The sequence below is a fragment of the Kitasatospora phosalacinea genome (assembly GCF_000716545.1).
Taxonomy (GTDB): domain Bacteria; phylum Actinomycetota; class Actinomycetes; order Streptomycetales; family Streptomycetaceae; genus Kitasatospora; species Kitasatospora phosalacinea.
Map to the genome: position 1 here is coordinate 26152 of NZ_JNWZ01000047.1, position 18747 is coordinate 44898.

The following is an 18747-nucleotide window of genomic DNA, read 5'->3' on the forward strand; positions in this document are numbered from 1 at the left end:
GACCGGCCGCGCCGGGCGCCCCGCGCCCGCTCAGCCCTTCGGCGCGGGCGTCAGCCGGCTCGTCACGGCCACCCGGTTCAGCGCGTTGATCGCGCAGATCAGGCCGATCAGGTGGGCCAGTTCGGACTCCGAGAAGTGCTTGGCGGCCTCGTCGAACACCGCGTCGGGGACGCGGGTCCCGGCGACCAGGGTGACCGACTCGGTCAGGGCCAGCGCGGCGCGCTCGCGGGCGGTGAAGTACGGGGTCTCCCGCCACGCGGCGAGGGTGTCCAGGCGGTGCTCGCGCTCGCCGTTCGCGCGGGCGTCGCTCGCGTGCTTGTCCAGGCAGAACGCGCAGCCGTTGATCTGCGAGGCGCGCAGGTTGACCAGCTCGGCGAGCACCGGGTCGGCGAGGCCGGCGATCGCGGCCCGGGAGGCCTCCAGCAGCGGGCGGTGGAAGCCGGGGGCGCGTTCGCGCAGCGAGATGCGGAGGGCGGGGGCGGGAACGGTGGAGTCGTCGGTCATACGGCCCACCGTAGGCGCGCGGTGGACCGGTGGTGTGGTTCATTCGGGGAATGGATTCCTGGGCCACTTTCGGCGGCGACCTGCACCTCGACCTGGACGCCGGACGCTCCCGCGGCCTGGGCCTGCGCGCCGCCCTGGAGGACGCGCTGCGCACCGCCGTCCGCGACGGCCGCCTCGCCGCCGGGACGCGGCTGCCGTCCTCCCGGGCGCTCGCCGCCGACCTGGGCGTCGCCCGCAACACCGTCGCCGAGGCGTACACCCAGCTCGCCGCCGAGGGCTGGCTCGCCTCCCGGCAGGGCTCCGGCACGGTGGTCGCCGAGCGCGGACCGCAGCCCGCCCCCGCCGCGCCGCCGCCCGGCCTGCCGGTCCCCGAGGTGCCCGTGCACAACCTGCGCCCCGGCTCGCCGGACCTGAGCCGCTTCCCGCGCACCGCCTGGCTGGCCGCCGCCCGCCGGGCCCTGGCCACCGCCCCGCACGAGGCGTTCGACTACGGCGACCCGCGCGGCCGGATCGAACTGCGCCGCGCCCTGGCCGGCTACCTGGCCCGGGCCCGCGGCGTGCGCACCGACCCGGAGCGGCTGCTGATCTGCACCGGCTACCTGCAGGGCCTCGGCCTGCTCTGCGCCGCGCTGCGCGAACACGGCCTGCGCGCCGTCGCGGTGGAGCAGTACGGACTGTCGCCGCAGCACGCCGCGATCACCGCGCACGGCCTGGCGCTGCGCCCGCTGCCGCTGGACGAGGGCGGCGCGCTGACCGACCGGCTCGCCCGCACCGACGCCGGACTGGCCGTGCTCACCCCGGCCCACCAGTTCCCCACCGGCGTCCCGCTGCGGGCCTCCCGGCGGGCCGCCGCGGTCGACTGGGCCCGGCAGTCCGGCGGCTACCTGCTGGAGGACGACTACGACGGCGAGTTCCGCTACGACCGGCACGCGATCGGCGCCGTGCAGGCGCTCGACCCCGAGCGGGTGGTGTACGCGGGCACCACCTCCAAGTCGCTCGCCCCCGGCCTGCGGCTGGCCTGGCTGGCGCTGCCCGCCGCCCTGGTCGAACCGGTGGCCCGGCACAAGCGGCTGGCCGACAGGCAGAGCGGCGCCCTGGAACAGCTCACCCTGGCCGAACTGATCGACTCCGGCGACTACGACCGGCACGTCCGCCGCAGCCGGCACCTGCTGCGCCGCCGCCGCGACCGGCTGGTCGAGGTGCTCGCCGAACGCGCCCCGGCCGTCCGGGTCACCGGCCTCAACGCGGGCCTGCACGCCGTCCTGGAACTGCCCGCGGACGGCCCCGGCGAGGACGAACTGCTGCACCGGGCCGGGCGGGCCCGCCTCGCCCTGACCACCCTCGGCGGGCACCTGGCACCCGGCGCGGACCCCGGGCCCGGACGGCTCCCCGGGCTGGTGATCGGCTACGGCACGCCGCCCGAGCACGCCTTCGAGGCCGCGCTCGACGCGCTGTGCGACCTGCTCGCTCAGCCCTTGTGACCGCCCACGTAGAACAGCAGGAACAGGAAGCCCACGAAGACGTGGCCCGAGACGATGTAGATCCACACCCGGATCCACACCCGGTTCGAGGCGCGGTAGCCCGCGTCCATGGTCTCCGCGTACTTCGGGACGGGGGCGTGGGCGGCGGGCTTTCCGGTGTCGGTCATGGCGCTGACTCCTGACGTGGAGGGCGTGGAGGGCGGGACGGTCGGGGTGGCGGGGCGGCTACAGGCGCGGGGCGTCGCCCAGGCACAGGTCGCCGCCGGGGCTCTGCAGCAGCGTGTGGACGAAGATCAGGTCGAGGCCGGAGGCGGAGTCCGCGGCGATCACGTGCGGCGTCATCGAGTCGAAGTGCGCCGAGTCGCCCTCGTCCAGGAAGTGGACCCGGTCGCCGAGCACCAGCTTCATCCGGCCCCCGGTGACGTACAGCCACTCCTCGCCCGGGTGCACCCGCACCACCGCGTCCTGCGTGCCCGGCGGCACGTGCACCCGCAGCGCCTGCATCGCCCGGCCCGGGGCGCCGGCCCGCTGGTACCCCCAGCCGCCGGCCCGGCCCGGCTCGACCCGCCCGCCCCGGATCACCGGGTCCGGTGCGCCGGGCTGCTCGCCGAGCAGCTCGGCCACGCTCGTCCCGTACGCCCGGGCCAGGCCCAGCAGCACCGGCAGCGAGGGCTGCCGGCGCCCGGTCTCCAGGCGGGACAAGTAGGCTGGCGAGAGGCCCACCCGGGCCGCCGCGACCTCCAGCGTCAACCGGCTGGAGACCCGCTGCTCCCGCAGCCGCGCGCCGAGGCCCGCGACTTCCTGGTCCTCGTCGAGGGGGCTGTCCGTCATGGGACAAGTGGACACCCTCCCTGCCTCCGGGGCAACAAACTTGCCCCACAGGCAAACCGGCTCCCCGTCGCCGGCCCCGGTCTCCCGCTCCCGGCCCTCCCGGCACCAGGGCCGACCGGCCCCGCCTCCCGTCAGGGGCGGGGGATGTTGCGGAGGTTGGAGCGGGCCAGGTCGAGCATCTTGCCGACGCCGCCGGTCAGGACGGTGCGGCCGGCGGCCAGGGCGAAGCCCTTGAGCTGGGCGGCGGTGATGTGCGGGGGGATGGAGAGGGCGTTGGGGTCGGTGACCACGTCGATCAGGGCGGGGCCGGGGCGCTCCAGGGCGTCGGCCAGCACCTCGCGGACCTTCGCCGGGTCGGTGACCCGCTTGGCGGCGATGCCGCAGGCCCGGGCGATCGCCGCGTAGTCCACGTCGCCGTTGTCGATCTCGGCCTCGGGGTAGCCGGAGACCAGCATCTCCAGCTTGATCATGCCGAGCGCCCCGTTGTTGAACACCAACGTCTTCACCGGCAGCCGGTACTTCGCCACGGTGAGCAGTTCGCCGAGCAGCATGCCGATCCCGCCGTCCCCCGACATCGACACCACCTGCCGTCCGGGGAAAGCGAGTTGGGCGCCGATCGCGTGCGGCAGCGCGTTGGCCATCGAGCCGTGCAGGAAGGAGCCGATCACCCGGCGGCGCCCGTTGGGGGTGAGGTAGCGGGCGGCCCAGACGTTGCACATGCCGGTGTCGACGGTGAACACCGCGTCCTCGGCGGCGACTTCGTCGAGGACCGAGGCGACGTACTCGGGGTGGATCGGCCGGTGCTTGTCGATGTCCTTGGTGTAGGCGCCCACCACGGTCTCCAGCGCCTTGCAGTGCCGCTCCAGCATGGCGTCCAGGAAGCGGCGGTCGCCCTTGCGCTCCAGCAGCGGCAGCACGGCCCGCAGGGTGGCGGCGACGTCGCCGTGCACGGCGAGCTCCAGCGGGGTGCGCCGGCCGAGCCGGGTCGCGTCGTGGTCGACCTGGACGGTGCGGGCCTGCGGCAGGAAGGAGTCGTAGGGGAAGTCGGTGCCCAACAGCAGCACCAACTCGGCTTCGTGCAGGGCCTCGTGGCAGGCGCCGTAGCCGAGCAGGCCGCTCATCCCGACGTCGTACGGGTTGTCGTACTGCACCCATTCCTTGCCGCGCAGCGAGTGCCCGACGGGGGCGTTCAGCGTCTCGGCGAGGTGCATCAGCTCCTCGTGCGCGCCCCGGGCGCCCGCGCCGGCGAAGACCGTCACGGTGCCGGCCGAGTTGAGCGCCTCGGCGAGGGCCTGCACCTGGGACCAGGGCGGGGCGGCCACCGCCTGCTCGGTGAGGAAGGAGCTGCGGCCGGCGGGGGAGGGGGCGGTGAGCGCGGCGACGTCGCCGGGGAAGACCAGCACCGAGACGCCGGGGGAGCCCAGCGCGTGCTGGATGCCGACCCGCAGCAGCCGGGGCAGCTGGGCCGGGTTGGAGAGCATCTCGCACCAGGAGCTGCAGTCGGTGAACACCCGCTCGGGGTGGGTCTCCTGGAAGAATCCGGTGCCGATCTGCCCGGACGGGATGTGCGAGGCCAGGGCCAGCACGGGCACGCCGCTGCGCTGGGCGTCGTACAGGCCCTGGATCAGGTGGGTGTTGCCGGGGCCGCAGCTGCCCGCGCAGACCGCGAGCCGACCGGTCAGTTCGGCCTCGGCGGCGGCCGCGAACGCCCCGGCCTCCTCGTTCCTGACGTGCACCCAGGAGATGCCCTCGGCGCGGCGGATCGCGTCGACGACCGGGTTGAGGCTGTCGCCGACCACCCCGTAGACGCGTTCGACCCCGGCCTGCCGGAGCACCTCCACCATCTGGTCGGCCACGCTGCCCACGGGATCACCTCACGCCAGGAACCACGGAAGAAACGGACATCCGCACCATAACGGCTCGGGTGTCCGGGGGCGCGGCTACCGCCCGTCGACGGTCGCGCCGAGGGCCTCGCAGGCGCCGGTGGCGGAGTCGGTGAGCGGGCCGACCACCGGGTACCGGTCCAGGTCGCGGTGGCACAGCTCGGCGGTGGACGGCAGGGCGCCGTGGTAGCCGGTGTCCAGGCCCTGGGCCTGGCCGAGGCCGCCGGCCTGGGCGATCGGGGCGGCCTGGGCGGGCGCCTGGGCGAGGGCGATGCCGGCCAGGGACAGGGCGGCGAGGGCGGTGAGCTTCTTCATGGCAGGTGCAACGAGGACCGTCCCCGCCCGGTCACGTGGATTGACCCGGCGGGGTCGGTCCGAGCGGCCCGTCAGGACAGCCGCACCCGCAGGCTGCTGACGCTGTTGCTGAGGAAGGAGGCGATCGGCCGCGGCGGCACGTCGTCGGCGCGCCGCAGGCCGGGGAAGCGGGTGAACAGTTCGCGCAGCGCCGTCTCCGCCTCCAGCCGGGCCAGGACCGAGCCGATGCAGAAGTGCGGCCCGTGCCCGAGCGAGAGGTGCCGGATCGGGGAGCGGGTCAGGTCGAAGCGGTCCGCGTCCTCCCAGTGGCCGGGGTCGCGCCCGGCGGCCGCGTACGAGGCGAGGATGCCGTCGCCGGCGGGGATCACCACCTCGCCCAGGTCGATGTCCTCCAGCGCGTACCGCATCGGGAAGTGGCCGACGGGGGAGTCGCGGCGCAGGGTCTCCTCGACCACCGCGGACCACGGGACCTCGCCGCCGAGCACCAGCGCCAGCTGGTCGGGGTGGGCGAGCAGGCCGAGCACCGCGTTGCAGACCAGGTTGAGGGTGGTCTCGTGGCCGGCCACCACGAGCTGCAGCAGGATGCCGATCAGCTCCTCCTCGCTGAGCCGGTCCTGCTCCTCGCGGGCGGCGATCAGCGCGCTGGTCAGGTCGTCGGCGGGCGCGGCCCGCTTCTCGGCGACCAGGGCGGCCAGCAGCCCGGCCATGTCGCGGGCGGCGGCGGCGCTCGCCCCGGGCACGGCGGAGGAGCTGACCAGGACGTCGGACAGTTCGTGCAGCCGGTCCTGCTGTTCCGCCCGCAGGCCCAGCAGTTCGCCGATGACGTCCATCGGCAGCGGGTAGGCGAACCGGGACCGCAGGTCGACCGACCCGTCCGGTCCGACGGCCCCGGCGAGGTCGTCCAGCAGGCCGAGGACCCGCTGCCGGACGGCGGGGGCCAGCTCGTTGACCCGGCGCGGGGTGAGGGCCTGGGTGACCAGGCCGCGCAGTCGGCGGTGGCGGGCGCCGTCGGAGGTGGTCAGGCCGGGGACGGTGACGAAGGTCATCAGCGGCCAGCCCTCGGGGAGCCGCCCCTCCCGGTACAGCGTCCAGTGCTCGGGGCCCTTGGCCACCCGCGGATCGGCGAGCAGTTGCTGCAGGGTGGCGTGGTGGCTCACCGACCAGACCACCACCCCACCAGGGAGCTCAACCTGCGTCGCAGGTCCGCGAGCGCGGAGCCGCCGGTTCTCGGCGAGCTGGTCGGCTCCGGCGGGGTCGAGTCGGTAGGGGCAGACCCGGGCTGCGGCTGCGGCGTCCATGCGGTCCTCTCGGGCGGGGCGGGGCGGGGCGGGGTGAAGGAGCTGTACAGCACCGGCAGGCTGACCAGGGCACGCGACCACGGGGACGGCCGCCAGGTCAACTCGTGCGAGGGCACGGCGAGCTGGAGGTCCGGCAGGCAGTGCAGCAGGGTCTCGATCGAGGTCTCGACGATCAGCCGGGCCGGGTCCTTCGCCGGGCAGACGTGCCGGCCGGCGCCCCAGGCGAGGTGCGCCCGGTTGCCGCTGAGGCCCTCCGCGCGGTGCACCGCGGGGTCGTCGTTGGCGCCGGCCAGGCCGAGCACCAGCATGTCGCCGGCGCTGATGTACTGGCCGCCCAGCACGGTGTCCGAAGTGGCCCACCGGCCGGGGAAGTTCTGCACCGGCGGGTCGCGCCACAGCACCTCGTCGAGGGCGTCCGCGACGGTCGACCGGCCGCCGGTCAGGTTGGTGCGGAAGCGGCGGTCGGTGAGCAGCAGGCGCACCGTGTTGCCGATCCAGTTGATGGTCGACTCGTTGCCCGCGACCAGCAGCACCATCAGGTTGTGGACGACCTCCTCGTCGCTCAGCCCGGCGGGGTGGGCCAGCAGCCAGGACGCCAGGTCCTCGCCGGGCCGGGCGCGTCGCCGGCCGACCAGGGCCGTGAGCATGCCGCCGAAGGCGGCGGCGGAGCGCTGCGCCTCCTCGCCGTTGTCCACCATGCCGGTGATCATCCCCAGCAGTCGCGGACCGTCCTCCTCGGGCAGGTCCAGCAGCTGGGTGAAGACCAGCAGCGGCAGCCGCCGGGTGAACTGGGCGACCAGGTCGGCGGTGCCGTCCGGCCCCCAGCTCTCGATCAGCGCCGTCGCCGCGGCCTCGGTGGTCTCCCGCAGCCACCGGTGGTCGACCCGGCCCAGGGCGTCGCCGACCGCGGTGCTCAGCCGGTGGTGCTCGGCGCCGTCCATGCTCTGCAGGGTGGGCCGCCACATGGTCATCGGCACCAGGGGCGAGTCGGCCCGCAGCCGCCCCTCCCGGGGCACCCGCCAGTGCCGCGAGTCCTTGGAGAACAGCTGCTCGTTGCGGGTGAGGTCGAGCATCTCCTGGTAGCCGATGACCAGCCAGCCCTCCACCCCGGGCTCCAGCTCGATCGGCGCGACCGGGCCGTGCTCGGCGCGCAGCCGGGCGTACAGGCCGTGCGGGTCGTCGGAGACCGCCGTGCCGTACAGCGGGGCGGCGTCCGGACGTCCGGCGTACGGGCAGCCGCCGGCCGCCAGGTGTTCGGGAACAGTCATGACAGCTCCAGGGCGCCGGCCCGCAGGTGGTCGACGAAATCGATCAGCAGTCGGTGGGCGGCGTCCTGGTCGCGGACGTCGCAGGTGAGGATCGGCACCCCGGGCAGCAGGTCGAGCGCGGCCCGCAGCTCCTCCTCGGGGTGGGTCGGGGTGTCGGGGAAGAGGTTGACCGCCACGGCGAACGGGATGCGCTGCTCCTCCAGCAGCCCGAGCACGTCGAAGGACTCCTCGATCCGGCGGGAGTCGACCAGCGCGATGGCGCCCAGCGCCCCGCGCGACAGGTCCTCCCACAGCGGCCAGAAGCGCTGCTGCCCGGGCGTGCCGAACAGGTACAGCGCCAGCCGGCTGCTGAGCGTGATCCGGCCGAAGTCCAGGGCGACCGTGGTGGTCGACTTGTGCGGACGGCCGGTCAGGTCGTCCACGCCCGCGCCGGCCGAGGTCATGGTCTCCTCGGTGCGCAGCGGGGAGATCTCGCTCAGCGCGCCGACCAGGGTCGTCTTGCCGACCCCGAACGGCCCGGTGACCAGGATCTTCACCGCGCCCTGCACGCTCGGCGGCAGGTACGCGGGCTCAACGGAGCTGGCGGAGGCCAACCAGCACCTCCTCGATCAGGGCGAGCGGGGCCCGCTCGGCCGGCCGGACGGGAGGCAGCACCTGGACGGCGCCCAGCTCCCACAGGTCACCCACCAGCACCTTCAGCACGCTGATCGGCAGGCCGAGGTGGGCGGCCACCTCGGCGACCGACAGCAGCTCCCGGCAGAGCTCCAGGACCGCCAGCTGTTCCCGGTTGACCACCGTCGGGTCGACCGCCACCCCGGGCACGGTCCGCACCAGGCTCTCGAACTCCGGCACGTTCCGGGGGGCCCGGCTGCGCCCGCCGGTGATGACGTACGGGCGTACCGGTCCGCGGCTCACCGCACGTCCCCGGCGGCCGCGCCCTCCTGCCGGGGGGCGGCGGTCAGGTGCTCGCCGATCCGCCCGACCAGCATCTGCATCTGGTACGCCACCAGACCCGCGTCGACCGACTCCCCGGCCACCACGGCCAGGTGCGCCCCGGCGCCGGCGGCGACCACGAACAGGTAGCCGCCGCCGTACTCGATGACGATCTGCCGGGTGCTGCCGTCGCCGAAACCGGCGGCCACGCCCCGGGACAGCGACTGCAGCCCGGAGCAGGCGGCGGCCAGCCGCTCGGCGTCGTCCCGTTCGATCCGCGGGCTGCGGCCGATCTCCAGACCGTCGTTGGACACCACGAGGGCGTGCCGGACTTCCGGTACGGAGACGATGTCGGTCAGCAGCCAGCCGAGATCAGGGTTGGTCGTCATGCGGTTCTCCCTGGGGGGAAGCGGGGAATTCGTCAGGACGGTCCGCGGTGGACCGCCGGTCGCGCCGGGCGGCGTCGCGGCCGTCGGCGGTGCCGCTCTGGAACAGCGACATGAAGGCCTGGGCCTCATCGGCGGAGCGCGGCGCGACGGCCGGCTCCGCGGGGAACTGGTTCTGCGGGGCGGCGCCCCGGCGGTTGCTCCGGCGGGGCAGGGAGCCGCCCTGCGGGGGCACCGCGGGGACCGGTGCGGCCCCGGTCCGGGGGGAGACCGGGCGGGTGGGCAGCGGGACGTGCGTCCGGGCCGGGGCCTCGGCGGCCCGCGGGCGGGCCGACGGCAGGCCGTGCTGCGGCAGCGGGTCGGTGAGCAGCGCGTTCGGCAGCAGCACCACCACCCGCACGCCGCCGTAGGGGGACGGGGTGGAGTGCACGGTGACCCGGAAGCCGTACTGCCGGGCGAGCAGGCCGACCGCGGCCAGGCCCAGCTGCGGGACCTCGCCGATCCGGGAGACCTCCAGCGTGCCCTCGCCGGACAGCGCGGCGGTGGCCTTGGCGACCGTCACGTCGGTCATGCCGACGCCGCAGTCGTCGATCTCGATCACCGCGCCGTTGTGCACCGGCATCAGCGTGACGTACACCTGCGAGCTGGGCGGCGAGTAGCGGGTGGCGTTGTCCAGCAGCTCGGCCACCGCGTGGATCAGCGCCTCGGCGGCCGCGCCGAGCACCGCGGTGTCCACCCGGCTGTGCACCACCACCCGCTGGAACGGCAGGATCCGGCCCTGGGCGCCGCGCACCACGTCCTCCAGCGGGACGGGCTCGGGCCAGGTCCGGCCGGCCCGGGAGCCGCACAGCACGGCCAGGGTCTGGGCCAGGCGGGCCTGTTGGGCGGCGGCGTGGTCGGCCCGCAGCAGTCCGTCGAGCAGCACCGGGTCGTCGTGGGTGCGCTCCATCTCGTCCAGCCCGGCCTGCTGGTCGTGCGCCATCACCAGGATCCGGCGGGCCACGTTGAGGAAGGCCCGGCGGGTCGCCGCGTTCAGCTCCTGCTCGTGCAGGGCGGCTTCGGTGCTGGCCCGTCGGTCGGCCAGTTCGGCGGCCAACCGCTCGCGGGTCTCGGCGAGTTCCCGCTCGCCGAGGGCGAGCCGGTGGCGCAGGGTCCGGGTGACGGCACGTGAGCGGGCGGTGGCCGCGAGGGCGATGAGGGCGAGCAAAGCGGTTGCTGCCAAGCACCATTGAGTGGTCGTCACAGGCGGAGTTTATGGTGGTGTTACTACTTGCGTATGAACGGTTCCAACTTCCGCTGTTCAGATTCCGTCAATTTCGGACAGGTCGGGCGGAACCGATCCGTCAGCGGTCCTCCGCGTCGGTGGAGACCCGGTGCAGGAGGAGCAACGCCACGTCGTCCTGGCGCACTTCACGCTCCGTCACGTTCAGCGTGAGCAGGTCCGCCAGCCGCTCCAGCGCCCCCGGACGCTCCAGCCGGCCGGCCCCGCCGGCCTCCGCCGTCCACAGCTCCAGCCCGCCCAGCATCCGCTGCACCGACTCGTCGTAGTCCTCGTCCCGGACCTCCACCAGACCGTCCGTGTAGGCCAGCAGCGTCTCGCCCGGCGCCAGCCGCGCCTCCACCAGCGGATAGCGCACCCCCGGCAGCACCCCCAGCGGCGGGCCGCCCGGCAGCTCCAGCTCCGCCGCCCCGCCCGCTCCGATCCGCACCGGCTGCGGGTGCCCCGCCCGGGCCGCCCGCAGTGCGCCGGTCACCGGATCCAGCACCACGTACACGCAGGTGGCGAACAGCTCGGTCTCCATCTCCGACAGCAGCCAACTGGTCCGCTCCAGCGCCGCCGCCGGATCGTTCCCCTCCGTCGCGTACGCCCACAGCACCGAGCGCAACTGGCCCATCACCGCGGTCGCCTCCGCGTTGTGGCCCTGCACGTCGCCGATCACCAGCCCGACCAGGCCGTCGGGCAGCCGCAGCAGGTCGTACCAGTCGCCGCCGATCTGCATGCCCTCGGTGGACGGCAGGTAGCGCGCCGCCGAGGAGATCCCCGGCAGCACCGGCAACGAGCGCGGCAGCATCGCCCGCTGCAGCTCGCTGGCCCGCTCGTGGTGCACGTCGTACAGCCGGGCCCGCTCCAGCGACTGCGCCAGGATGCCCGCGAACGCCGAGAACATGGTGCGGTCCTCGCGGCTGAAGGACCGCTCGGTGGCGAAGGTGATCAGGCAGGAGCCGACCTGCCGGCCCGAGGCCACCAGCGGCAGCACCGTCCAGGCGGCCGGCGCGTCCGGGCCCCGGCGCTCCCGGCCCGGCTCGCTGAACAGCGGCGTGGCCCGGGCCAGCGCGTGCTCCATCACCCCGCCCGCCAGGTCGTGCAGCCGGTTCAGCTCCGCCCGGTGCGGGCCGCCGTACACCGCCGGGGAGACCGGCGTCAGCCGGCCCTCGTCCACCAGGTCCAGCACCACGCCGGCCGCGCCCAGCGCCGGGCGCGCCACGTCGGTCAGCGCCGTGGTCACCTCGCGCACCGTCACCGCCCGGGACAGTGCCCTGGTCAGCGCCAGCAGCAGGGTGGAGCGCGCCCCCGCCGCCGCCGCGGAAACGCCCGCGGGGCCGGGCCGCCACTCCCGTCCGGTCAGCAGCCCCGCCGTCCGCACCGGCCGCCGGTGCACGTCGAGCATCACCTCGCCGGCCTCGTCCACCTGCCAGGGCGAACCGTCCGGCCGCACCACCCGGTACGAGATCCGGTACGGGCCGCCGGTCGCCAGCGCCTCCGCCAGCGCGGCCTGCACGTCCGGCAGGTCCTCCGGGTGCACCACGTCCGCCAGGTCCGGCGCCCGCCCGGTCGCCCCCGGCGGCCGCCGGCCCACCACCCGGTACGCCTGCGCGTCCCACAGCGTCTCGCCGGTCACCAAGTCCCGCTCGAACGCCCCGGCGCCCGCCGAGCGCACCGCCAGCGACAGCAACTGCCCCTCGGCGGACGGCGGTCGCTCCCGGAGGCCGGCCGCGGTCGGATCGGCCGCGTGCCCGGGGTGCGGCAGGTGCACGAGCCGGTGCGCCACCACGTCGGCGAAGGTCTCCAGCAGTTCGACGTCCCGCCGCGGGACGGCCCCGCGGTGGGCCAGCGCGAGCGCCAGCGAACCCACCGGGTCCCCGTCCACCACCAACGGCAGCACCGCCAGCGCGACCAGGCCGGTGCCCAGGCCCGCCGCCGTGTTCGGGTAGTCCGCGCTGGTCTGCTGCGGGCTCAGCAGCACCGGCTCCCGCCGCCGCAGCGCCAGCGCGGCGGGCAGCCCGCTCGCCGGGTCGATCACCCCGTACTTGCGGTGCACCCACTCGGGCAGTTCGTGCGAGGCGATCAGCCGGAGCACCCCGCCGTCCAGCAGGTACAGCGCCGAGCCCTCGCCGGTGATCCACGCCGGGCCCTCGGTCAGCAGCGTCGCCAGCAGTTCCGCCGCGCTCGACGCCCGCAGCAGCGCCCGTACGCACCGCAGTTCGGAGCGGTTGGCACGGCGCGGAGAGCTCTGGTCCATGGGAAGCGCCCGGCCCTTCCGGTCGACGTGCCAGTGCTGCCCATCTTATGGACGCGCCGGGCGGGCGGGCGCTTTCGCGACGCGTGGTGCACGGACGGCGTTTCCGACACCCCGCCGGTGGCGGACCGGCCCGCTACTGGCCGTCGACCTCGCCGTACCCGCGCTGCGGACGCGCCGGGACCGGCCGCAGCGCGCGCAGCCCGCGCACCACCGCGACCCCGTGCCGCAGCGCGGTGGCCCAGCCCTCCGAACCCCGCTCCGCCGCCGGGCGCGGGTCGCCGGGCACGCCGTCCGGCGCCGTCCGGGGAACCGGGATCAGTCCCGTGCCGGGCTCGGTCTGCTGAGTCGCCTGCGGCATGTCCCTGATCCTCCGTGCTTGTCGGCCACACCCGTGGAAGGTCTCCACGCGGTATGACTTCCCGACCGAAGGACAGTGTTACGCACCGATGGTGTCGAAACGATGGGCAGGAGGTTGCGAAAAGGTGTGCGCGGCGCGCGACCAGGGCTTTCCCGCGGTCAGGCGTCCGGCAGGTCGGCCGCGGTCTGCCGGGCGAGGTCCTCGGCGACCGGCAGGTCCGGGGCGGAGAGGGTGTCCTTGAGCGGGCCGAGCCCGGTGCGGTGCTCCGGCGCGGCGTGCGCACCGGGGGCGGTGAGGGAGGCGACCACGCCGACGGCGAGCGAGGCAAAGGCGAGCATGCTGCGCTTCTTCATACCGGGTAGAACGCGGCAGCGCCCCGGAGGTCACGCGCCTTCCGCACCGGGCCAGTTGGCCAGCCCCTCGACCAGCACCCCGGTCAGCCGCTCCAGCGTGACGTCCGTACCCTCGGCGAGCTGGAACGCCCCCGCCGTGGTCAACGAGGCGAACCCGTGGGCCGCCGCGCGCAGCGTCCGCACCGCGTGCACCGCCTCCGAGCCCTCCAGCCCGTAGCCGCGCAGCACCGCGAACAGCACCCCCACCAGCCGCTCGGCGGCGGCGGTCAGCTCCGGGCCCGGGTCCGGGTCGGGCACCTGCGGCAGCGCCGCGTACCGGCGCGGGTGGCGCAGGGCGTACCCGGCGTAGGCGGCCAGCAGGGCGCGCACGGCCGCGTCCCGGGAGCGGCCGAGGACGGCGGCGGCCAGGTGGTCGGCCAGCTCGCCGGTGGTGCGGACGGCGACCAGGCGGCGCAGCTCGGGCAGGCCGCCGGCCACGTGCTTGTACAGCGAGGGGGTGGCGACGCCCGCCCGGGCGGCGACCGCGGCCAGGGTGAGCGCCTCGGCGCCCCGCTCGTCGACCAGTTCGAGGGCGTGGTCCACCACGGCGGCGGTGGAGAGTCCGGCGCGGGGCATCAGCGGGCGGTCCCGTTCTCGCCGGCCGCCGCGTCCAGCTCGGCCAGGAAGGGCAGCAGGGCGTCGGCGACGGCCTGCGGGCGGCCGGCCATCGGGTAGTGGCCGGCGCCCTCGATCATCACCTTGCGGCCGCGCAGCGCGGCGGTCTGCCGGTCGGCGACCAGCTCCGGCTTCGGGAAGTCCGGGTCCGCGGTGCCCATCAGCACCAGCGCGGGCACGTCGACGTCCGCGCACCAGCCGACCGGCGCGGAGTCGCCCTTCAGGTAGCCGCGCAGCGCCGCCTTGCGGGCGGGCTCGCGGAGCATCGCGGACAGGCCGGCCCGGTAGGCGTCGAAGTCGGCGGGGCGGGCGCCGGCCGGGTAGTAGAACTTCTGCATCGCGCCCCACAGGCCGGGGAACGCGCTGACCAGCGGGGCGGCCAGGCCGAACAGCGCCTTCTGGAAGGCGTTCAGCGGCAGGTTCTCGATGAACGCGTCGATCAGCACCACCCCGCCGGTCCGCCCGGGGGCGAGCGCGGCGGCCCGGACCACGGTGGCGCCGGTGTACGAGCTGCCGACCAGGACGGCGCCGCGCAGGTCCAGGTGGTCCAGCAGGGCCGTCAGGTCCTCGGCGAGCGCGGCCGGGCCGTGGTCGGTGAAGCCGGTGGAGGACTCGCCCATGCCGCGCAGGTCCATGGTGACCACCCGGTGCCCGGCGGCGGTCAGCAGCGGGACGAGGTGGCGGTAGACGGCGCGCTTGTCGAGCATGCCGGGCAGCAGGACGACCGGGGCGCCGGTGCCGGGGGTGTCGTCGTAGGCGATCCGGCCGCCGGTGACGTCGAGGTACCGGGTGGTGGTGCCGAGGGTGCTGTTCATCGCTGGCCTCCTGGCGGGCGTCCGGCGCTCCGGGCTTCTGGCGCCCGGCTGCTGCCGATAGCCACAAAGCTAAGGCTAATAGCCTTAGCCGTCAACCCCGGCCGGGCGCCCGTTCCCCGCGCGCCGCCTCAGAGCCCCTCCACCTTGAACGGGTCGTGCTCGGAGAGCAGCTTCTCCAGTCGGGCCTGGTCGACCCGGCTGGTGAGCGCGCCCTCCTCCTGGCGGTCCCGGACCACCTTGGCCAGCGTGAACGCGGAGGTGACCGCGTAGAGCAGGCCGACGGCGAGGAAGGCGCGCATCCAGGCGCTGACCGGGAGGTAGGCGATCCCGAGGGCCAGGGCGGCCGTCGCGAACGCGAAGGACGCGACGGCCTGCAGGAAGTAGGCGGAAGTGGTGCGGCGCGGCACGGGAGCGGTCATGGGCCCAGGGTCCCGCCGGGGCGCGGGCGGAGTCGTGAGTACGGATACTCAACCGGCCCGTCACGGTCCGTCATGGCCGAATCCGGGCGGGTCGACGAACCGTCACAAATCGCCCATAGGGCGTCAGGAAAGTTTCACTGCACCCAGGAAGGCGCTTGGAATCATGGGGTCCATAGGATTAACGTTTGATAACGCAGCGCGGTCGGCAACGCCGTAACCATGCGGCACCGTGCGCCACGCCTAATCCATCCGGTCCTGCCCCCGCGGCAGGTCCAGGAGCCGGGGAACCACTTTCCACCGGGGTGAATCGGGACGGCCCTGGGCCCGACCGTAGGAGACCTTCCACCTCCGAACCCGTCAGCTAACCCGGTCGGCGGCAGGGAAGGAAGGAGCGCGCCTCCGTGGCGTCGACCTACACCGAGAGCACCGGCACCCAGCTGCTCGACCACCCGGTCGAGGCCGAGACCCTCCGGCACCGGCTGCCCCGCCAGGCCCGCACCGGCGCGCCCCTGCTGGGCGTCACCGCGATGACCGCCGCGCTCGGCGCCACCGGCCTCGCCACCGCCCCCGCCCAGGCCGCCACCGTGCCCGCCCCGGCCCCCGTCACCGCCGCCGACGAGGTCTCCGACGGTCTGCTCGCCGCCGACCCCGGACTCGCCCTCGCCGCCCGCATCCTGCAGCAGGCCGACGGGCAGCGCACCGCCACCGAGGAGTCCGCCCGGCTCGCCGCCGCCCAGGAGGCCGAGGCCAAGCGCGCCGACCGGCAGGCCGAGCCGGCCGCCCCGGCCGCCGCCGACCACTCCGCGCCCGCCCTGCCGGTGGCCGGCCACCGGCTGGCCGCGCGGTTCGTCCAGGCCGGCGCGCACTGGGCGCACCTGCACAACGGGCTGGACTTCGCCGCCCGCACCGGCACCCCCGTCACCGCCGTCACCTCGGGCACCGTGACCGCGGCCGGCTGGTCCGGCGCCTACGGCTACCGCGTCGTCCAGACCCTCCCCGACGGCACCGAGCTCTGGTACTGCCACCTCTCCGGGATCACCACCGCCTCCGGCGAGGTCACCCCCGCCACCGTCCTCGGCACCGTCGGCAGCACCGGCAGCGCCACCACCCCGCACCTCCACCTGGAGGTCCGCCCCGCCGGCGGCGCCCCGATCGACCCCCTCCCCTGGCTCCAGCACCTCGGCCTCCGGCCGTAACCCCCGAGGGGCGCCGCCCCGCCGAGCCCGGCCCGGGGCTCCCCGGGGCCGCCCGGGGCCGCCCGCGTGACGGCTCCCGGGGCCGCTCCGCCCTCAGCTCGCCTGGCCGGTCGGCATCACGGTGACCTGCTGCAGGTTGACGCGCGGCGGCAGGGCGGCCAGGAACCCGACCGTCCTGGCGATGTCGCCGGGGGTGAGCCACTCCATCGCCTCCTTGGAACCGGCCAGCCAGTCGAGCGCTCCCCGGTCGGTGACGTGCGACTGGAGCTCGGTGCCGACGATGCCGGGCTCGATCGTCGAGACGCGGACGCGCTTCGCGCCGAGCTCGGCCCGCAGGTGGCGCGAGAGGTGGGTGACGTAGGCCTTGGTCGCGGAGTAGACGGCGAAGGTCGGGAAGATGTTCTGCGCCGCGATCGAAGAGGTGTTGACCAGGTCGGCGACGCCGCGCTCGGCCGCGGCCGCGACCAACTGCGGGGTGAACGCGCCGATGACGTTCATCAGGCCGGAGACGTTGAGGTCGATCTGCCGCTGCCACTGGTCCACGGCCAGCTCCTCGACCGGCGCCGGAAGCATCACCCCCGCGTTGTTGAACAGCAGGTCCGCCCCGCCCAGTTCGGCGGCGACCCGGTCGGCGGCCGCCCGCACCGCGGCCCGGTCGGTGACGTCCGCGACGATGGCCACGGCGGTGCCGCCGGCGTGCTCGATCCGGTCGACCAGCGCGCCCAGCCGCTCGGCGCGGCGGGCCAGGACGACGACGCGGGCGCCGAGCCCGGCGAGCTCCTCGGCGGTGGCCTCGCCGATGCCGCTGGAGGCGCCGGTGACCACGGCGGTGCGGCCGGCGAGGGGCAGTGCGACGGGGGTGGACGTGGTGGAGGTCGACATGGTGTGCCTTCCTTGCGGGACAGGTGAGTTGCGGCACCGGGAAGCTCCGGGCCCGGATCCAGCAGACCAGTTCGGCGGGCCCGCGAACGGCCCCGAGCGGACCTTGCGCCGACTGGTACCGCCAGGGCCACCCACGCCCCGCCGGCGCGCCCTCCGCTCCCGCACACTTGGTCCATGGAACGCAGCACCGAGATCGCCGACTTCCTCCGCACCCGCCGCGCCGCGATCGCCCCGGAGGCGGCGGGGCTGCCCGCGGACGGCAGGGTGCGGCGGGTGCCCGGCCTGCGCCGCGACGAGGTGGCCCGGCTGGCCGGCGTCAGCACCGAGTACTACACGCGCCTGGAACAGGGCCGGGCCGGGCACCCGTCCGCCGAGGTGGTCCAGGCGCTGGCCCGCGCCCTGCGGCTCGACCACTCGGAGCGCGAACACCTCGCCGACCTGCTGCTGCCCGCCCCGCACGCGGCCCGCCGCGCCCCGGAACGGCCGCAGCGGGTCAGGCCGGGGCTGCACCTGATGCTGGAGACGCTGGCGCACGTCCCGGCGTTCGTCCTCGGCCGGCGCACCGACGTCCTGGCCGCCAACCGCCTGGCCCGGGAGATCCTCACCGACTTCGACGCGCTCCCGGCCACCCGCCGCAACATGGCCCGCTACTACCTGCTCGACCCGCAGGCCCGCGAACGGGTCGGCGACTGGGCGACGATCGCCGCCGAGACGGTGGCCATGCTCCGCCTGGAGGCCGGCCGGTACCCCGACGACCGCCGCCTCGCCGAGCTGATCGGCGAACTCACCCTGCGCTGTCCGGAGTTCACCACCTGGTGGAACGACCACCGGGTGCTCCGCCGCACCCACGGCGCCAAGCACTACGTCCACCCCCTGGTGGGAGACCTGCACTTCTCCTACGAGTCCTTCCAGGCCCCCGGCGACCCCGACCAGACGCTGTGCGTCTACTCCGTGGAACCCGCCTCCCCCACCGCCGACGCCCTGCGCCTGCTGGCCGGCTGGAGCGCCCCGGCCGCCACCTGACTCCGCGCCACCTGGCTCCGCGCCGCCCGACTCCGCGCCGCCGACGTCACACCGCCCGCCGGCGCCGCGGCATCCGTCGGCCGAACGCGGCCAGCGCGAACAGCACTCCGCCGGCCAGGAAGAACGGCTCGTACAGGAAGGTCGCGAAGCGGGCCGTCGCGTCCAGGTCGGTGGCCGACCGGTGGCCGAGGGCCAGGGCCGCCCAGTCCGGCACCGACGGGGCGGCGTGGACGACCAGCAGGACGGCGGTGCCCCGGGCGGCGAGCAGGAGGCGGTGGGCCGGTATTCGGGCGCCCGGGGCGGGCCAGTGCCAGCGCCAGCGCGGCGGCCGCCGCGCACAGCGGCACCGCCGCGACGTCCACGACCAGCAGCGGGGTGTCGTCCAGGACGGACAGGCCGTCGGGCAGACCGGCCCGGCCGCCCAACAGCCAGTACAGGTGCACCAGCGAGAACAGGGCGGACCAGGCGGCGGCCGCGTAGGCCGCGTAGGCCGGGCGGGCGGCGGGGGCGGCGGGGGCGGCGCGGAGGTGAGGGGCGGTGGGAGTCGTCCGGGTCATGGTTCGATCCTGCCCCCGCCCGGAGCCGCAAGGATCCTCCGCACGTCCATGGTTGACGCACCGTCAGGTG

Annotated in this window: 22 protein-coding genes, 1 pseudogene and 1 riboswitch; of the genes and pseudogenes, 3 read left to right on the top strand and 20 right to left on the bottom strand. The window is 75.3% G+C overall.

What is annotated here, in order from left to right; all coding sequences use genetic code 11:
* Positions 1-30: 30 nt before the first annotated feature.
* On the bottom strand, positions 31-504 hold the full coding sequence (locus tag OO48_RS22850; RefSeq protein ID WP_033219276.1) for a carboxymuconolactone decarboxylase family protein: 474 nt from the start codon (positions 502-504) through the stop codon (positions 31-33).
* Positions 505-554: 50 nt separating this feature from the next.
* Between OO48_RS22850 and pdxR the strand changes: the two genes are divergently transcribed.
* The gene (pdxR, locus tag OO48_RS22855) at positions 555-1985 is read left to right on the top strand and encodes a MocR-like pyridoxine biosynthesis transcription factor PdxR (RefSeq protein WP_033219278.1); all 1431 of its coding nucleotides are present in this window, start codon (positions 555-557) and stop codon (positions 1983-1985) included.
* On the opposite strand, the gene OO48_RS22860 is transcribed toward pdxR, so the two are convergent.
* The 16 genes from OO48_RS22860 to OO48_RS22935 all read right to left on the bottom strand — a co-directional run bounded on the left by OO48_RS22860 (position 1973) and on the right by OO48_RS22935 (position 15019).
* Positions 1973-2152, bottom strand: a complete 180-nt coding sequence (locus OO48_RS22860) for a DUF6126 family protein (RefSeq protein WP_033219280.1) — start codon at positions 2150-2152, stop codon at positions 1973-1975. The two genes, pdxR and OO48_RS22860, sit on opposite strands and share 13 nt — an antisense overlap.
* Positions 2153-2210: 58 nt before the next feature.
* Positions 2211-2816 carry a helix-turn-helix domain-containing protein gene (locus tag OO48_RS22865; protein WP_033219282.1) on the bottom strand — a complete coding sequence of 202 codons (606 nt, stop codon included), beginning with the start codon at positions 2814-2816 and terminating at the stop codon, positions 2211-2213.
* Positions 2817-2947: 131 nt separating this feature from the next.
* Entirely contained in the window at positions 2948-4660 is a 1713-nt protein-coding gene (locus tag OO48_RS22870; RefSeq protein ID WP_033219333.1) for a pyruvate dehydrogenase, read from the bottom strand.
* A 96-nt stretch (positions 4661-4756) separates the two neighbouring features.
* On the bottom strand, positions 4757-5014 hold the full coding sequence (locus tag OO48_RS22875) for a hypothetical protein (RefSeq protein WP_033219284.1): 258 nt from the start codon (positions 5012-5014) through the stop codon (positions 4757-4759).
* A 71-nt stretch (positions 5015-5085) separates the two neighbouring features.
* Positions 5086-6171 carry a cytochrome P450 family protein gene (locus OO48_RS22880; protein WP_245194762.1) on the bottom strand — a complete coding sequence of 362 codons (1086 nt, stop codon included), beginning with the start codon at positions 6169-6171 and terminating at the stop codon, positions 5086-5088.
* The gene (locus tag OO48_RS40075; protein WP_245194763.1) at positions 6168-7580 is read right to left on the bottom strand and encodes a cytochrome P450; all 1413 of its coding nucleotides are present in this window, start codon (positions 7578-7580) and stop codon (positions 6168-6170) included. Before OO48_RS40075 ends, OO48_RS22880 begins: the two co-directional genes overlap by 4 nt.
* On the bottom strand, positions 7577-8173 hold the full coding sequence (locus OO48_RS22890) for a GTP-binding protein (protein ID WP_033219288.1): 597 nt from the start codon (positions 8171-8173) through the stop codon (positions 7577-7579). Before OO48_RS22890 ends, OO48_RS40075 begins: the two co-directional genes overlap by 4 nt.
* Entirely contained in the window at positions 8151-8495 is a 345-nt protein-coding gene (locus OO48_RS22895; protein ID WP_033219290.1) for a DUF742 domain-containing protein, read from the bottom strand. Before OO48_RS22895 ends, OO48_RS22890 begins: the two co-directional genes overlap by 23 nt.
* Complete coding sequence (locus tag OO48_RS22900; RefSeq protein ID WP_033219293.1) at positions 8492-8902, bottom strand: roadblock/LC7 domain-containing protein; 411 nt, start codon at positions 8900-8902, stop codon at positions 8492-8494. The genes OO48_RS22895 and OO48_RS22900 overlap by 4 nt, the downstream gene beginning before the upstream one ends.
* A complete protein-coding gene (locus OO48_RS22905; protein WP_157845514.1) occupies positions 8886-10142 on the bottom strand; it encodes a sensor histidine kinase in 1257 nt (418 codons plus the stop codon). The genes OO48_RS22900 and OO48_RS22905 overlap by 17 nt, the downstream gene beginning before the upstream one ends.
* A 100-nt stretch (positions 10143-10242) precedes the next feature.
* Positions 10243-12420, bottom strand: a complete 2178-nt coding sequence (locus OO48_RS35350; RefSeq protein WP_051732539.1) for a SpoIIE family protein phosphatase — start codon at positions 12418-12420, stop codon at positions 10243-10245.
* A gap of 133 nt (positions 12421-12553) precedes the next feature.
* Positions 12554-12778, bottom strand: a complete 225-nt coding sequence (locus tag OO48_RS22915; RefSeq protein WP_033219295.1) for a hypothetical protein — start codon at positions 12776-12778, stop codon at positions 12554-12556.
* A 158-nt stretch (positions 12779-12936) separates the two neighbouring features.
* Positions 12937-13131 carry a hypothetical protein gene (locus OO48_RS22920; RefSeq protein WP_157845515.1) on the bottom strand — a complete coding sequence of 65 codons (195 nt, stop codon included), beginning with the start codon at positions 13129-13131 and terminating at the stop codon, positions 12937-12939.
* 30 nt (positions 13132-13161) lie between these two features.
* Positions 13162-13746 (bottom strand): TetR-like C-terminal domain-containing protein, encoded by a 585-nt coding sequence (locus OO48_RS22925; RefSeq protein WP_033219299.1) that lies wholly within the window; start codon positions 13744-13746, stop codon positions 13162-13164.
* Positions 13746-14600, bottom strand: coding sequence for an alpha/beta fold hydrolase (locus OO48_RS22930; RefSeq protein ID WP_033219301.1), 855 nt, complete (start codon positions 14598-14600; stop codon positions 13746-13748). The genes OO48_RS22925 and OO48_RS22930 overlap by 1 nt, the downstream gene beginning before the upstream one ends.
* A 128-nt stretch (positions 14601-14728) precedes the next feature.
* Positions 14729-15019, bottom strand: a complete 291-nt coding sequence (locus tag OO48_RS22935; protein WP_033219303.1) for a YiaA/YiaB family inner membrane protein — start codon at positions 15017-15019, stop codon at positions 14729-14731.
* 227 nt (positions 15020-15246) lie between these two features.
* A riboswitch (cyclic di-AMP (ydaO/yuaA leader) is annotated at positions 15247-15410 on the top strand.
* A gap of 10 nt (positions 15411-15420) precedes the next feature.
* Between OO48_RS22935 and OO48_RS40780 the strand changes: the two genes are divergently transcribed.
* The gene (locus tag OO48_RS40780; protein ID WP_051732540.1) at positions 15421-16215 is read left to right on the top strand and encodes a M23 family metallopeptidase; all 795 of its coding nucleotides are present in this window, start codon (positions 15421-15423) and stop codon (positions 16213-16215) included.
* 93 nt (positions 16216-16308) lie between these two features.
* Here the strand turns inward: OO48_RS40780 and OO48_RS22945 are convergent, their stop codons facing one another.
* Entirely contained in the window at positions 16309-17097 is a 789-nt protein-coding gene (locus OO48_RS22945; protein WP_033219304.1) for an SDR family oxidoreductase, read from the bottom strand.
* Between the two features lie 174 nt (positions 17098-17271).
* Between OO48_RS22945 and OO48_RS22950 the strand changes: the two genes are divergently transcribed.
* Positions 17272-18120, top strand: coding sequence for a helix-turn-helix domain-containing protein (locus tag OO48_RS22950; protein WP_033219306.1), 849 nt, complete (start codon positions 17272-17274; stop codon positions 18118-18120).
* A 46-nt stretch (positions 18121-18166) separates the two neighbouring features.
* Here OO48_RS22950 and OO48_RS40085 read toward each other — a convergent pair whose 3' ends face one another.
* Complete coding sequence (locus tag OO48_RS40085; RefSeq protein ID WP_245194764.1) at positions 18167-18334, bottom strand: hypothetical protein; 168 nt, start codon at positions 18332-18334, stop codon at positions 18167-18169.
* Between the two features lie 136 nt (positions 18335-18470).
* Positions 18471-18677, bottom strand: a pseudogene (locus tag OO48_RS41225) (hypothetical protein); the annotation flags it as partial.
* Between the last annotated feature and the right edge of the window lie 70 nt (positions 18678-18747).

Coding starts and splice junctions, on each gene's coding strand:
- OO48_RS22920 (WP_157845515.1), bottom strand. CDS start 13,131: ATGAAGAAGCGCAGCATGCTCGCCTTTGCCTCGCTCGCCGTCGGCGTG.
- OO48_RS22915 (WP_033219295.1), bottom strand. CDS start 12,778: ATGCCGCAGGCGACTCAGCAGACCGAGCCCGGCACGGGACTGATCCCG.
- OO48_RS22900 (WP_033219293.1), bottom strand. CDS start 8,902: ATGACGACCAACCCTGATCTCGGCTGGCTGCTGACCGACATCGTCTCC.
- OO48_RS22870 (WP_033219333.1), bottom strand. CDS start 4,660: ATGGTGGAGGTGCTCCGGCAGGCCGGGGTCGAACGCGTCTACGGGGTG.
- OO48_RS22860 (WP_033219280.1), bottom strand. CDS start 2,152: ATGACCGACACCGGAAAGCCCGCCGCCCACGCCCCCGTCCCGAAGTAC.
- OO48_RS40075 (WP_245194763.1), bottom strand. CDS start 7,580: ATGACTGTTCCCGAACACCTGGCGGCCGGCGGCTGCCCGTACGCCGGA.
- OO48_RS35350 (WP_051732539.1), bottom strand. CDS start 12,420: ATGGACCAGAGCTCTCCGCGCCGTGCCAACCGCTCCGAACTGCGGTGC.
- OO48_RS22930 (WP_033219301.1), bottom strand. CDS start 14,600: ATGAACAGCACCCTCGGCACCACCACCCGGTACCTCGACGTCACCGGC.
- OO48_RS22945 (WP_033219304.1), bottom strand. CDS start 17,097: ATGTCGACCTCCACCACGTCCACCCCCGTCGCACTGCCCCTCGCCGGC.
- OO48_RS22950 (WP_033219306.1), top strand. CDS start 17,272: ATGGAACGCAGCACCGAGATCGCCGACTTCCTCCGCACCCGCCGCGCC.
- pdxR (WP_033219278.1), top strand. CDS start 555: ATGGATTCCTGGGCCACTTTCGGCGGCGACCTGCACCTCGACCTGGAC.
- OO48_RS22925 (WP_033219299.1), bottom strand. CDS start 13,746: ATGCCCCGCGCCGGACTCTCCACCGCCGCCGTGGTGGACCACGCCCTC.
- OO48_RS22875 (WP_033219284.1), bottom strand. CDS start 5,014: ATGAAGAAGCTCACCGCCCTCGCCGCCCTGTCCCTGGCCGGCATCGCC.
- OO48_RS22850 (WP_033219276.1), bottom strand. CDS start 504: ATGACCGACGACTCCACCGTTCCCGCCCCCGCCCTCCGCATCTCGCTG.
- OO48_RS22935 (WP_033219303.1), bottom strand. CDS start 15,019: ATGACCGCTCCCGTGCCGCGCCGCACCACTTCCGCCTACTTCCTGCAG.
- OO48_RS22865 (WP_033219282.1), bottom strand. CDS start 2,816: ATGACGGACAGCCCCCTCGACGAGGACCAGGAAGTCGCGGGCCTCGGC.